Below are 13,153 nucleotides of genomic sequence, written 5' to 3' on the forward strand. Positions count from 1 at the left end.
TCGGATGGCCTTCGACGTCAGGAAGATCCTCGAACAGCTCGAGACGGGCACTCCCGCGGATCCAGGGGTGCCCGCCTGGCAGCAGGAGAGCTGGGCGGATCCAGAGGGCTTCTCCGCCGCGCTCGCCGTGGCCCACGTGGGCCGCGGCGCGCCCCTCAAGAGCCGCGCGGGCCAGCACTACGATTTCTTCCACGATCTCGTCGTGCGCCACGGCAACTCGGATCGCATTGCCCTGCGCACCTACGATCGCAGGAGCGGCTGGCAGGTGCTGGGCTACAAGCAGCTGCACGAGCAGGCCGCGAGGCGGGCCACCGAGTGGGCGCGGCAGGGCGTCAAGCCTGGAGCCAAGGTGTGCCTGTTGTTCTCCGTGGGAAGTGAGCTGCTCATCTCACTCGCGGCGGCCCTGGGCCTGGGTGCCTGCATCAGCTTCCTGCCACCCGTGGGCCGACGCTTCATCGCGCGCCGCCTGGCCGAGCTGAAGCCGGATCACATCGCCGCCGACCCGCATCAGGTGCTGCTGCTGCAGGGCTTCGAGAAGAAGCTGCTGAACAGTCAGGGCCAGGCCTCTCCTGCCTTCACCTCGCACACCTACAAGCCGGACGAGCCCGTGGGCCTGCTCTTCTCGCCCCTGGTGGAGCCTTCGGGTACGCCGGTGCCGCTCCTCGCGGAGGACGCCTGGCGCGGGGCGCTGGTGGACGGGCTGCTCACCTTCGGCCTCGGCCCGGGGGAGCACCTGGCGTCGCCCGGTTGCCATCCGTTGCAGCACCTGCCGGCATTCCTCTTCACCACGTTGCTGCGCGGGGCCACGTACCTCCACCTCGAGCTGCCGGACCTCGAGTCCAACCCCGCGCTGCTCACCGAGCACCCGGTGCGCGCGCTCGGCGTCACCCCCGCCCTGAGGGACGTGCTGTTGCGCTCCCGCACGCAGCTCAAGAACGTGGCCCACTGGTTCCGCAACCCCGAGGAGCCCATCGACTGGCAGGCCTGGCGCGCCTGGGTGAAGCAGTGTGGGTTGTCCGCGGTACCTTCCTCCAACGTGCTCGTGGATCCCTCCGCCGGGGGCGCGGTGCTCGTCTCGCCGAGGCGGGTGAGGGACGTGCACACGGAGGCACCACCCGCTTCGGGACGCCGCTGGGCGCTGCACGACGTCAACATGAGCGGCCAGCTGGCCCCGGGAGACCTGGGCGTCTTCACCCTGCTGCCGAACGAGGAGCGGCCGCCCGCCTATCTGGTCCTCACGTGCTCCTATGGCCTGTACCATTACGGAGGGCCTCGTACGGCGAGGAGGGAAGGGCGCGTCTATCCGGCCGCCGAGGTCGCCGAGGCCGTGCGGGAGTTGCCCTTCGTCCGGGGTGCCACCGTGGTGCCTGCCCCCACGGGCGGTGTGGCGGGGCACTACCGCTACGTGCTGCTCGTCTTCACGGGGGCCCAGGCTCCGCAGACGGGCACCTGGCAGCAGGAGCTTCGCCGCTGCATCGAGCTCCAGCTCGGGGCCGAGCACCTGCCGGATCGCACCGAGTTCTTTCCCCTGTACCCTCACGTGGTGGACGGGCAGGTGGACGAGGCCTGGTGCCACGCGCAGTACCTGACGGGGGCGCTCCACCGGAAGAGCTCGGATCCGCTCTTCCAATCCCTGACCGCGCTGCGAGGCCATCTGCTGGAAAAAGCGGGGCAGGGTGTGTGAGGATGGTGCGTCCCGAGAGGCTTCGCCAAGGGGTGCACCATGGGAGTCCAGGTCGTTACGGGGGCCATGCTTCAGTGCAGCTTTGGCGCGGCCCCTTCGTCGCTGGTGGTGCTGCCCACCAACAAGGTGTTGGCCACGACGCCAGCGGCCAACATCATGGACAACAAGCCGATGCTGAACATCCTGCCCTTTGGCATGTGCATGTCGATGGCCAACCCCACGGTGGCCGCGGCGACGGCGGCGGCCATGGGGGTGCTCACGCCCATGCCGTGCGTGCCCGCCACGGCCGCTCCGTGGGTTCCGGGTTGCCCCAAGGTGATGATCGGCAACATGCCGGCCGTGGATAGCAACTGCAAACTGATGTGCAACTGGGGTGGCGTCATCCAGGTCGTCTCCCCTGGCCAGTTCACGGTGCAAGATGGCTGAGCCCTCCAAGGCCCTTCCGCCTCCTCCACTCGAGCTCCACCTGCTGGACAAGCCTCTGGATGCCGAGGCGCCGGATCTGGAGAGCACGGATGAGCGGCTGGAGAAGGTCAACGATCTGGTGTCCCGGGGCACCTACCCCGACGCGGCGCGGGCGGCCGAGGCCCTGCTGCGCGAGGGCGTGTTCGATGTGCGGCTGGTGAGCCCCTATCTCCTCGGTCTCTTCCTCGAGGGCGGTCTGGAGGCGATGCCGGTGGTGTTCCACTCGCTCTCCAACACCCTCCTGGGGAACTGGCAGTCCTTCGGACCGCACGAGCGCAAGGACGTCTTCGCCGACGCCAGCCTGCGCTGGTTTCTCAAGGTGCTCACCAAGCACCTCGAGCACCACGAGCGCCTCAAGGACGAGACGTGGCAGCGCTGGTGCGCTCCCAGCAACCGCGAGCCCCTGGAGCAGGCGCTCACGCTCAGCGAGGAGATCTTCTCCGCGTTCGGCCGGGTGATGCCCCGCAACGGGTGCGAGGCCGGGTTCCGCCGTCTCTCCCAGTGGCTGGAGGGCCACCTGCAATCCCTGCCCGCCGCGGTTTCGCAGGAGGAGCCCGCGCCGGAGTCCCTGGACGAGCCCGCGGAGGACGAGGCCCCCGCGAGGGCACGGCCGGCCGAGTCCATGCGCCCGGCTGCGGCGTCGGATGGACCCACGATGTCCGTGTCACCCGCGCTGGCCCAGTTGATGCGCAAACTGGCCGCGTTCAACACGCTCGTCGAGCGCCAGGACTACCAGCGCGCCAGCGTGGTGGCCGCGGACGTGCTGAACGTGGTGGAGCACTTCGATCCGCGCGTGTACCTGCCCGCGCTCTTCTCCCGGTTCTTCGCGGGACTGAGCACCCACGCGGAGCAGGTGGAGCCGATGCTGCAGAGCACCGAGACGCTGTCGTTCCGGGCGCTCGATCAGCTCTACCGGGTGGACCTGGACACCTTCCTCGCGCAGAGCACGGAGCCGGGCGGGGCGGAGGAGTAGGGCTCCATGGATGGGCCTCTCGAGCAGCGCATCCGCGAGCGCATCCGCAGCTTCGACGTCCCGGCGTTGCTGGAGGTGCTCAACGCTTCCGGCTACGGCGACGCGGAGATCGAGTACCGCGGCCACCGCACCACCGTTCATCAGTCGCACCTGGTGCACGACATCCAGTTCATCCACCAGCCGCGCAAGCGGGTGGTCATCACGGTGAACATGGGGCTGCTCAGCGCACAGTCGCCGCTGCCGTCCTTCCTGATGCGGACGATGGATCAGCTCGACCATGATCGGCTCGAGCGCTTCATCGGCTTCTTTGATCACCAACTGCTACAGGAGTGTTTCGCCGGGCTGTACCCGGAGCGTGACGGGGCGCTGCTGCCCGGTTGGCCGGAGGCGGCGAAGGACCGGCTGCGCCTGCTGCGCCCTACCTCCCTGAGTACCCTGCATTGGCTCTTCCGCAAGACCTTCCCCGAGGCGGAAATCTCAGTACGTCGCGAGGTGCGCCAACAGCGGGTGCCCGCTCGCGAGATGCGGCTGGGCTCCAGCGCGCTCGGCGAGGGCGACTCCATGGGTGGCTTCGCTTCCCTTCCCACGGGGGGAATGGAGGTGAAGATCCACTGCGACGAGCCCCTCTCCGCCAGCGGAGTTCCATGGGCCGTGGAAGCCCGCCGCCGCTTCGAGGAGGATCTGCGGCCGCTGCTCGCCGAGACGGTCTTGATGCTCACCGTCTTCGTCGTGCAACGCGAGAAGGAGGGCTTCCTGCGCCTCGAGCGCGACAGCCACCTCGGCTTCGATCCTCTGTATGAAGCCCCTGTTCAGACCCGGCAGGTCCTCCTCTTTTCGGGTGACACCTCGAGTTCCCAGGCTCGCGGCGTATCAGAAGAGCAATAGGTTCCCTTGACCCCTGCGATCGCTTGTCCTTAAAATTGCTGTTCGCAACACAGCGGGCTGTGTCCTGCGGTGGAGGGGGGAGAAGGCCTCGGGATGCAGGGACGCGAACCGCCTTGTGTAAGGAGAAGCCGTGCCCATCCAGGACAAGCTGCCCAAGTCTCGCATCACGCTCGTCTATCGCACCAACATCAACGGACAGGAGGAGGACGTCAAGCTCCCCTTCCGCGTCGTGGTGCTCGGTGATTTCTCCCTTGGCAGCGCCACGGATCGCCAGGTGGACCTGGAAGAGCGCAAGCTGCGCTCGGTCACCGGTTCCAACCTCAGCGATCTGATGCGGGACATGGGGATGTCCATCTCGTTCGAGGTGGACGACAAGGTGAGCGCGGATGGCGAAGGGAAGATGGCCATCGCGCTGCCCATCGATCAGATGAAGTCCTTCCACCCGGACGAGATCGTCCACCATGTGCCCAAGCTCAAGGCGCTGTTGCTGATGCGCAAGCTCCTGCTGGAGATGCAGTCGGACATCGACAACCGCAAGGATCTGCGGCGCAAGCTGTACGAGCTGTTCTCCAACAAGGAGGAGCTCAAGAAGCTCCTGGAGAGCGAGCAGCTCAAGAGCTACGCGAGCATGCGTCTGCCCGTGGCGAAGCCGCAGGACGACAAGCCCGCGCTCGCCGCCCAGAACGTCCCCGCCGTGGCGACCGCCAAGGCCTGATCTTCCCCACAGCCCCTTTCTCCACGCCGAGGAGCCATCGCTCATGGCCGAAACAGATTATCTGAATGAGTTGTTCAAGGTTCGCGGGCTCGACATGCCCACCAGCGCCCAGCCGATGATCGGCACGGGCCTGGTCCCCGTCACCGCCAACGAGACCCAGGTCGGAGGGAACGAGCGCTTCATGTCGTCCCTGGCGGCGCTGCTCTACAACGTCGAGCCCATCCAGGACGACGTGGGGCAGGTCCGCTTCGACAAGGGCGAGGTGATGAAGGCCATCGCGCGCATCGATGAGCTCATCGAGTCGCAGATGAACGAGATCCTCCACAGCGAGAAGTTCCAGAAGATGGAGGCCTCCTGGCGCGGTCTGGAGGACCTCGTCAACAACACCAACTTCCAGGCCGACATCACCATCGACATCCTGGACGTGGACAAGGAGGAGCTGTCCGAGGACTTCGAGAAGAACTCGAGCAACATCTTCTCCAGCGCGCTGTTCGACAAGATGTACATCAAGGAGTACGACCAGTTCGGCGGCCGCCCGTACGGGGTGATGCTGGGGCTGTACGAGTTCTCCTCCTCGCGCGCGGACATCACCTGGCTGGAGCGCATGGGCAAGGTGGCCAACGCGGCGCACTGCCCCTTCATCTCCTCGGCCAGCTACAAGTTCTTCGACTGCGACAGCGTCGAGCAGCTCGAGTCGCTCAAGAACCTGGACGGCGTGCTGAGCCACCCGCGCTACAGCAAGTGGAATGAGCTCCGGGACAAGGAGGAGGCGGCCTATATCGGCCTCACGCTGCCGCGCTACGTGGTGCGCCAGCCGTGGGATCCGGACCGCAACCCTTGCGACGTGCTCAACTTCAAGGAGGACGCCCAGGGTGACTCCAAGAAGTACCTGTGGGGCAACGCGGCCTTCCTGCTGGGCCGCAATCTGGTGAAGTCCTTCGAGCAGTCCGGCTGGTGCCAGTCCATCCGCGGCCCCAAGGGCGGCGGGCTCGTCACCGGCCTGCCGGTGGACACCTTCACCCTGCGCGGGCAGAAGATGATCCAGGCGCCGGTGGAGATCGCCATCCCGGACTACCGCGAGTTCGAGTTCGCCCGCAACGGGTTCATCCCGCTCGTGTACCGCAAGGGCTCCAGCGAGGCGACCTTCTTCAGCACCCAGGCCGTCAAGCGGGCCAAGAAGTTCAAGGACCCCAAGGACTCGGAGAACTCGCAGTTGGTCACCAACCTGGCCTACACCTTCTCCATCACGCGGCTCGCGCACTACATCAAGAGCATCATGCGCGACAACATCGGCAGCACCGCCGATGCGGGCTACGTCCAGCGGCAGATCGACGCGTGGCTGTCGGGGTACGTCACTACAGTGGTCAACCCGGATGACCTGACGCTGCGGCGCTTCCCCTTCAAGGCCACCAGCGTGCTGGTGGAGGCGAAGCCCGGGGAGATCGGCTGGTACGACTGCAAGGTGGCCGTCCTGCCCCACATCCAGTTCGAAGGCCTCAATGTCGAGCTGATGCTCGAGTCTCGCCTGGGATGACCGGGTGTAAGTAGTCCCTACTCAAGAGAAAGACAGAGGGAGTCATGCCTCAATTCGCCCGTTCTCTGGACGTCTACCAGGGGTTCAACTTCAAGAAGGACAAGCAGGCGCCGGTTGGCTACATCACCAAGCTGAAGGTGGGTGATGTGGAGCTGAAGGCCGATCAGGAGACCATCAAGGATCCGGAGCAGCCGGACAAGGCCCTGAGCAACAAGGTGGTGGGGGTCCTCAACCACTATCTGTGGGAGACGGGCATCACGGATGCCATGTACTTCTCCGCGCAGATCTCCACCACCAACAAGCAGTCGATCTCCGCCGCGCTGCTGGGCACCTGGGCCAACGTCGAGGTGCTGTTCACGTACGTCATCTACGAGTACGACCCGGCCCAGAAGAAGTACTTCAAGTCCAGCTTCATCGACGCGGAGCTCAAGGGCATCCTGGAGAAGACCGGGGATGACCTGAACCTGTCGGTGGCGGATGATCCGTCGCACGAGGTGCAGTCGCCCAAGAACTACACCCTGCAGATCGGCATCAAGCCGCAGACGCTCGAGCAGACGGTGAACATGGCCACGGGGTCCGGCAAGAACCTGGTCAAGCAGTGGGGCATCACCGAGAGCTCGGCCTAGTCTCTCAACGACAGGAACCAATGCCATGCAGCGCCACAAGCTCGCGCGGGTCCGCTGGCAGGTCGGCCAGACGATCCTTCCCGAGCACTTCCGCGCTCAGGACGAAGCACTCTCGGCCGAGGCGCGGCTGCATGCGCAGCTGTCCGGGTTGCCCCAGGTGGGTATCGCCTCGCTCACGTGGAGCGAGGCGCTGCTGGCCGAGGGCAGCCTCTCCATCTCCTCGTTGACCGCCGTCATGCCGGGCGGCTTCCTGGTGGACGTGCCGGGAAATGCCGCCCTGCCGTCGTTCTCCCTGGAGGCCACCGGCCGCGCGGAGGTCACCGTCTTCCTGCACCTGCTGGAGGAGACGCGCGGGACCGAGGGCGTGCCGCTCTACGCGGATGAGCCGCCCACCGTGCAGCGCGTGCTGCACCGGTTTCAGCTCTCCAGCGAGCAGTCCGTGGACCGGGCCCTCTCCTCGTTGGAGCTGGTGGCCTTCTCCAAGGATCTCCAGGGCGCGTGGCGTCCCTCCTCCCGGAAGGTGCCACCGCTGCTGCTGGTGGGCCGCAATCCCTTCCTCAACGAATTGCTCGGCGAGCTGGACCTGCTGCTGGAGAAGGCCCACGGCCAGCTGCACACCCTCCTGCTGGACAGCTACCAGCGCGGCGAGCGGCTCGCCAGCGCCCGCAGGACCCTGTTGGAGGTGCGCCGTCTGCAGGCCCTGCGTGCCGACATGCTCGGGGGCATCTGCCCGCACCCGTATCACTTCTTCGACGCCCTGCGCCGGTTCTACTTCGAGGTCTGCTGCTACCTGGAGATGGTGCCCGACGCCACGCTGCCCACCTATCGCCACGAGGACCTGGGCGAGGGGCTGTGGGGGTGGATGACGCTGCTCAACCGGGCCTTCCGCCCCGAGGACACGCGGCTCACCTACAAGCCCTTCGACTGCCGGGAAGGGCAGTTCGTCCTCTCGCCCCTGCCCACCCTGGACGCGGGCGTGCAGAGCGAGCTGTACCTGCTGGTGCGCAGCGAGGATCCCAGTCAGCCGCCCTCGATGGAGGGGGTGAAGGTGGCGAGTCCCTCCCGCCTCCCGGTGGTGCGCCGGCTGGCGCTCCGGGGCATCCCCCTGCAGCACGTGCCTCATCCCGCCTTCCCCCACGCCTTCGGTCCGGAGATCTCCTGGTACAAGCTCTCGCTGGGGGAGGAGTGGCAGTACGCCCTGCGCGACAACGGCATGGCCTTCTACGTCACCCCGGCGCTGCAGGGCACCCAGGTCTTCCTCTTCTGGCGCAGGGCTTGAGATGGCACGCCCTTCCTTCCTCGACAAGTTCACCGGCTCCTGGCAGCGCCAGGGGGCCCAGGGCGAGCGGGAGCAGGTGCGGCAGAACCTCGAGTCCGTGCTCAACACCAAGGAGGGTTACGGTTACTTCGTCGAGGGCTTCGGCCTGGGGCGCTACACGGAGAAGTTCGGCACCCAGGATCTGATGAAGACGCTCATCGGTGAGATGCTGCACTCGATCGAGCATCACGAGCCGCGCCTGCGCGATGTGGAGGTGGAGCTGCGCGGTCAGGACTCGGGGCTGTGGCTGCACTTCGTGCTGACGGGCACGCTGCTCGGTGCGCCCTGCACGTTGCGCATCCTCTTCCACACCGTGAGCGGCCAGGTGCGGGTGGCGGAGGACGAGGAGTCATGATGGAGCGCACCTTCGATGAGCGGCTGGCCGTCTCGCTCACCCTGACCATTGGTGGCAAGGCCCACAAGGTCATCGCCGGCAGCATGAAGCGCTTCGCGCTGGACCTGTGGAGCTGGGGTCTGGAGGGTGAGGCGGAGTTCCTGCTGACGGACAACCAGAGCCAGGGCGGCCAGGACAAGGATGAGCTGCTGGCCGACTTCCTCAAGCCGGACCTGGTCGGGGTGTCGCTGGAAGTCAAGGCGGTCCTCCCGGAGACCTCGGGACGGCCGAGCCATGGCGCGCTGAAGATCCAGGGCTTCGTCACCGAGAAGTCGCTCGTCGAGGATGCCGTCGCCACCAGCGGCGACAGCGATGTCATCCTCCATCGCCGCTATGGCATCCGCTTCCTGGACGCCGCCCGGCTGCTGTGGCGTCAGCATTATCCCTGTGCCCTCTACACCTCGAAGACGATGAAGGACGTGCTGGAGGCGCACAAGGGCGACAAGATCCGCCTCGCCTACGACTGGCAGGCAGGCCTCGGCACCACGCACTCCGTGCTCTTCGTGGGGTTGGATCCCCAGAGCGGGGTCAGCTTCTACGACTGGGTGCTGTGGTACGTGCATGGCCACGCCGGGGTCTTCACCTACGACTACGCGACGCACGGCTACAAGTTCGCGGGCGCCAAGGACACCTCGGGTACGCCGCTGAACCTGCACGAGGAGAACCTGGAAGCGCTGGAGGTGCTGCTGCCCGAGGTCATCCGTCACGACGTGACGGTGCTCAACGCCACCGCCGAGAGTCCACAGACCCAGCCCGTCACGCACAAGCAGGCCGTCGCCGGCATCCGCCAGGACGTGCTGCTGTGCACCCCCATCTCGGACGAGGTGCAGGCCCGGGTGGACCTCGAGACGGCGCGGCTGAAGGCACGTGGCCCGGAGATGGAGCTGGCCTGGCGCTCCTTCCCCGAGAAGGTGGTGGCTCCGGGGACGCTGGTGAAGCTGCCCACCCATGAGGCCTGGGCTGCAGCGGGCGTCGCCAAGGACCAGGTGCTCCGCATTCGCAGCATGCACCTGTCCGGAGAGGTGTCGGGCGAGCAGGGTGAGGAAGAGGTGTACGGCGATACGTATGCCCTCTTCTCCTTCCGCATGCGCACCCGCCTGGAGCCCAAGGACGAGTCCCATGTGGATCTGCCCGCCTGGCAGCCCCCCATCTACCCCCGCTACGTGGAGGGCCTCATCGTCAGCGAGCAGGGCGCGGAGAAGGACGAGACCTGGCAGGCCTATACCGACTCGGCCACCTCGCTGGACGGGTACAAGGTGAAGATCCCCCTCTTCGAGGAGCAGATCGTCCCCGCCCCCTTCAACCCCAACCTGCTGCCCGGCCACTTCTACTTCCCCGCCTACAAGGGGGAGCGGGTGCTGGTGGCGCTCGACTTCCAGCGCGCGTGGATCAAACGCTTCCTGGACTGGCGCACCGGCGCGCGCATGCCCCAGGACGGGCAGGGCGTGCAGCTCATGGTGGGGAAGACTCCGGAGAACGGCACCGCGCTCAAGCACTACTACACGGACGACAAGCCCGTGTTCCTGATGCAGCGCACGCATGACAAGGACACGCAGAAGATCCAGCTGGAAGAAGGCACGCTGCTCATCCAGGTGAAGGAAGAGCCGTCGTGAAGCCAGGGGGCCTGCGGCCCTCCACCAAGGAGGCGAGGAACCATGGGCAAGCTCGTCTGCACCGTTGAACTGGACAAGCAGAAAGGCGTCACCGTAAAGGTGGAGAACGCCGATGATCAGATCACCCAGACGGTGGTGATGGACGGCACCAGCATCACCATCACCGTGAAGGGCTCCGAGGAAACGAGCACCTACGTCCAGAAGCAGGACAGCGTCACCATCACGTGCAAGGATTTCACCGTGGACGCTACCGGGACGCTCACCCTCAAGTCGCAGAAGGCCTCGAGCTGGACGAGCCAGGACACGCTCTCCCTGGAGAGCACCAAGGACATGACCTTCACCTCCAGCGCCAAGCTCACCCAGAGCGCCACGCAGGACGCCAAGTTGTCCTCGAACGCCAAGGTGGGCATCGAGGCGGCCACCAACCTCGATCTCAAGGGCCTGCAGACGAGCCTCACGGCCTCCGGTGGCGAGAACAAGCTGGAGGGCCTCACGCTGAAGATGTCCGGGCAGTCCCAGGCGGAGCTGTCCTCCGCCATGGTCAAGGTCGCCGCCCAGGGCAAGCTCGGCCTCGAGTCCTCGGGCATGGCGGATCTCAAGGGCGCGCTGACCACCGTCGCCGGATCGCTCGTGAAGCTGGGGTGAGGGCGCGGTGAGCGATTCGTCGGAGCGGATCTACCTGGACTACCTCAACGAGTTGGATGCGCTCGAGCGCTTCCGGCAGCGTTTCCTCACCTCGTACCCCACCGTGCCGCTGGACCGGGAGGACCCGCATGTGCGGCGCCTCATCGAGTCCATGGCCTTCTTCTCGGTGCAGACGCGCCTGGCCACGCAGCACAACCTGCGCTCCACCTGGCTGCGCCTGTTCTCCTCCTTCTTCGACTTCCTGTTGCAGCCGCTGCCGGCGGTGGCGCTGGTGCAGGCGCTGCCGGCGGAGAAGATGACCGAGACGGTGATGCTCCCCCGGGGCACAGAGTTGCGGCTGTCTCCCTCCCATGGGGTGGCCGGCTCCTTCCGTACCCGGCGTCACCTGCGCATCCTCCCCATCTCCATGGCGGGCACGGATGTGGTGCGCCTGGCGGACGGGCGCTGGCGGCTCATCCTCCGCTTCGAGTCCGCCTTCCCGCGCCGGGATCCGGTGGGCCTCTTCAGCCTGCACGTGCGCCACCTGGATGAGTACCGTCCCTCGCTGTCCGTCTTCCACGCGCTGCGCCAGCAGCTCCTGCAGGTGGGCGTGGTGTATGACGCACAGGCCGACGAGTCCTCCGCGTGTCTGCCCTGCGAGTTCTCCTTCGGCAACGCCCCCGCCGAGCTGGATGACGCGGCGGTCTACGAGCACCCGTTGCAGCGCGTGCGCGCCTTCTTCCAGATGCCCGAGCAGGGGCTCTTCCTCCACGTGTCGGTGCCCTCGCACCGCAAGGAGTGGAGCCGCTTCAGCCTGTGCCTGGACCTGGACAGGTCCTGGTCGGTGGGCCGCTCCAGCCACCCGGACTTCCTCCAGCCCTTCGTCGTGCCGGTGGAGAACCTCAAGGCCGAGCCCGCCCAACCCATCGTCGCCGATGGCACCCGCTCCGAGTACCCCATCCGCGGCATGACCGCCGGGCGAGACCTGCAGCTGCACTCGGTCACTGGCGTGTACGTGCTGGAGAAGACGGGGCGCGCGCCCATGCGTCCGGCCTTCCTGCCGGGCGAGGGGCCGAGCTACGAGCTGGATGAGACGCTCGACGAGGAGATGCGCCCGCGCCACAGCCTGCTGGTGCGGCTGCCCGAGGCCTTCGCCGAGCCGCGCAAGCTGCTGGTGGAAGCCCTCTGGTACCAGCCGCAGTTCGTCTCCGAGGCCATTGGCCGGGTGGGGGTCTCCACCCCGGGTCGGCACGTGGAAGGCCTGGGCTGGCAGTTGGTGGGCCGGCTCGAGGCCCACCGCGACAGCGCGCTGCGCAACGACGTGGCGGGGTTGACCCGGTTGCTGGCCTGGAAGGTCAGATCCACCCTCGAGCGCAACGAGCTGGCCGCGTTGCTCAACTACCTGGGCACTCCCGTCGAGGAGCCCTTCCGCCGCGTCCTCCCCTGGCTCCGGGAGCTCAAGGTCACGGTGGCCCCGGACGGCGCGCTGCGCGGCTCGGGCCTGCTGCACGTCTACGAGCTGCTGCTGGAGCCCTTCGATGCCAGCGCCGAGCCCCTCGTGGCCTGTTTCCTCGAGCAGGTCCATCAGTTGCTGGAGGCGTGGAATGGCGAGGCCTCGGTGGTGCTGCGGCCCTCCGTGGCCGGGGCCGGTCCCTTCCCCTTGAAGGTATCCTCATGAAACTCGAGCATTGGCAGAACCTCCTCCGGGCCCATCGGCAGGTGCGCTCGTTGCTGGAGCAGTCCCTGCCCGCCGAGCCCGCCGCAGGTGGAGAGCGCACCCAGGTTCGCGTGGGTCTCCAGGGCCTGCTCCCGCTCCAGCAGCAGTTGTTGGACGAGGTGGGCGGCCTCCAGAGGGCCCTGGGCGAGACCTATCGCGCGGAGGAGCTCGACGAGGCGCTGCGTCCCTTCGTCTACCTCGTGGACGAGATGGTGCTGCGCCGGCTCGCGGACGTGGAGCAGTCGGACTGGCCGCTGCTGCAGTACAAGCTGTTCGGCATCGACTCGGGAGGGGATCGCTTCTACGAGTTGGCTGACGAGAAGCTGGTCCAGCGTGGCGCCGCACCGCTCGTCTTCGAGCTGCTGCACTTCTGCCTCACCGCCGGCTTCGAGGGCCGCTACGCGGGCAACACGGCCCGGTTGCGCGAGTACAAGGAGCGGCTGGCGGCCCGAATCCCCAAGCCGGAGGCCGTGCCCGCTGCCCCGCCTGCCGCGCCCCAGGCCCCGCTCGTCCACTCCTTCCCGTGGCGCTACTACGCGGTGTCCGGATTCGTGGTGGTGGCTGTTCCGGTGTTACTGTGGTGGCTCTCGAGATGAAGGCTGCGG

At 66.9% G+C, this 13,153-nt stretch carries 13 protein-coding genes; all 13 read left to right on the top strand.

Annotated features, from left to right (window positions below; translation table 11 throughout):
- Positions 1-4 precede the first annotated feature (4 nt).
- The gene (locus DAT35_RS01275; RefSeq protein ID WP_108065024.1) at positions 5-1,684 is read left to right on the top strand and encodes an AMP-binding protein; all 1,680 of its coding nucleotides are present in this window, start codon (positions 5-7) and stop codon (positions 1,682-1,684) included.
- 39 nt (positions 1,685-1,723) lie between these two features.
- Entirely contained in the window at positions 1,724-2,110 is a 387-nt protein-coding gene (locus DAT35_RS01280) for a DUF4280 domain-containing protein (RefSeq protein WP_108065025.1), read from the top strand.
- On the top strand, positions 2,103-3,122 hold the full coding sequence (locus tag DAT35_RS01285) for a type VI secretion system protein IglI family protein (RefSeq protein WP_108065026.1): 1,020 nt from the start codon (positions 2,103-2,105) through the stop codon (positions 3,120-3,122). Before DAT35_RS01280 ends, DAT35_RS01285 begins: the two co-directional genes overlap by 8 nt.
- 6 nt (positions 3,123-3,128) lie before the next feature.
- Complete coding sequence (locus DAT35_RS01290; protein ID WP_108065027.1) at positions 3,129-4,007, top strand: hypothetical protein; 879 nt, start codon at positions 3,129-3,131, stop codon at positions 4,005-4,007.
- A gap of 130 nt (positions 4,008-4,137) precedes the next feature.
- Positions 4,138-4,722 (top strand): type VI secretion system contractile sheath small subunit, encoded by a 585-nt coding sequence (gene tssB / locus DAT35_RS01295; protein WP_108065028.1) that lies wholly within the window; start codon positions 4,138-4,140, stop codon positions 4,720-4,722.
- Positions 4,723-4,765: 43 nt separating this feature from the next.
- Complete coding sequence (gene tssC, locus DAT35_RS01300; protein ID WP_108065029.1) at positions 4,766-6,256, top strand: type VI secretion system contractile sheath large subunit; 1,491 nt, start codon at positions 4,766-4,768, stop codon at positions 6,254-6,256.
- Between the two features lie 44 nt (positions 6,257-6,300).
- Entirely contained in the window at positions 6,301-6,882 is a 582-nt protein-coding gene (locus DAT35_RS01305) for a hypothetical protein (protein ID WP_108065030.1), read from the top strand.
- 25 nt (positions 6,883-6,907) lie between these two features.
- Positions 6,908-8,161: a type VI secretion system baseplate subunit TssK gene (tssK, locus tag DAT35_RS01310; RefSeq protein ID WP_108065031.1), complete on the top strand. Its 1,254-nt coding sequence runs from the start codon at positions 6,908-6,910 to the stop codon at positions 8,159-8,161.
- A gap of 1 nt (position 8,162) precedes the next feature.
- Positions 8,163-8,555 (top strand): GPW/gp25 family protein, encoded by a 393-nt coding sequence (locus DAT35_RS01315; RefSeq protein ID WP_108065032.1) that lies wholly within the window; start codon positions 8,163-8,165, stop codon positions 8,553-8,555.
- Entirely contained in the window at positions 8,552-10,207 is a 1,656-nt protein-coding gene (locus DAT35_RS01320) for a hypothetical protein (protein ID WP_233261241.1), read from the top strand. Before DAT35_RS01315 ends, DAT35_RS01320 begins: the two co-directional genes overlap by 4 nt.
- A 42-nt stretch (positions 10,208-10,249) precedes the next feature.
- Positions 10,250-10,852, top strand: a complete 603-nt coding sequence (locus DAT35_RS01325) for a hypothetical protein (protein ID WP_108065034.1) — start codon at positions 10,250-10,252, stop codon at positions 10,850-10,852.
- A 7-nt stretch (positions 10,853-10,859) separates the two neighbouring features.
- Complete coding sequence (locus DAT35_RS01330; RefSeq protein ID WP_108065035.1) at positions 10,860-12,509, top strand: type VI secretion system baseplate subunit TssF; 1,650 nt, start codon at positions 10,860-10,862, stop codon at positions 12,507-12,509.
- Positions 12,506-13,144: a DotU family type IV/VI secretion system protein gene (locus DAT35_RS01335; protein WP_108065036.1), complete on the top strand. Its 639-nt coding sequence runs from the start codon at positions 12,506-12,508 to the stop codon at positions 13,142-13,144. The genes DAT35_RS01330 and DAT35_RS01335 overlap by 4 nt, the downstream gene beginning before the upstream one ends.
- Positions 13,145-13,153: the final 9 nt, after the last annotated feature.

Origin of the sequence: Vitiosangium sp. GDMCC 1.1324 (assembly GCF_003044305.1) — a bacterium.
Classification (GTDB): domain Bacteria; phylum Myxococcota; class Myxococcia; order Myxococcales; family Myxococcaceae; genus Archangium.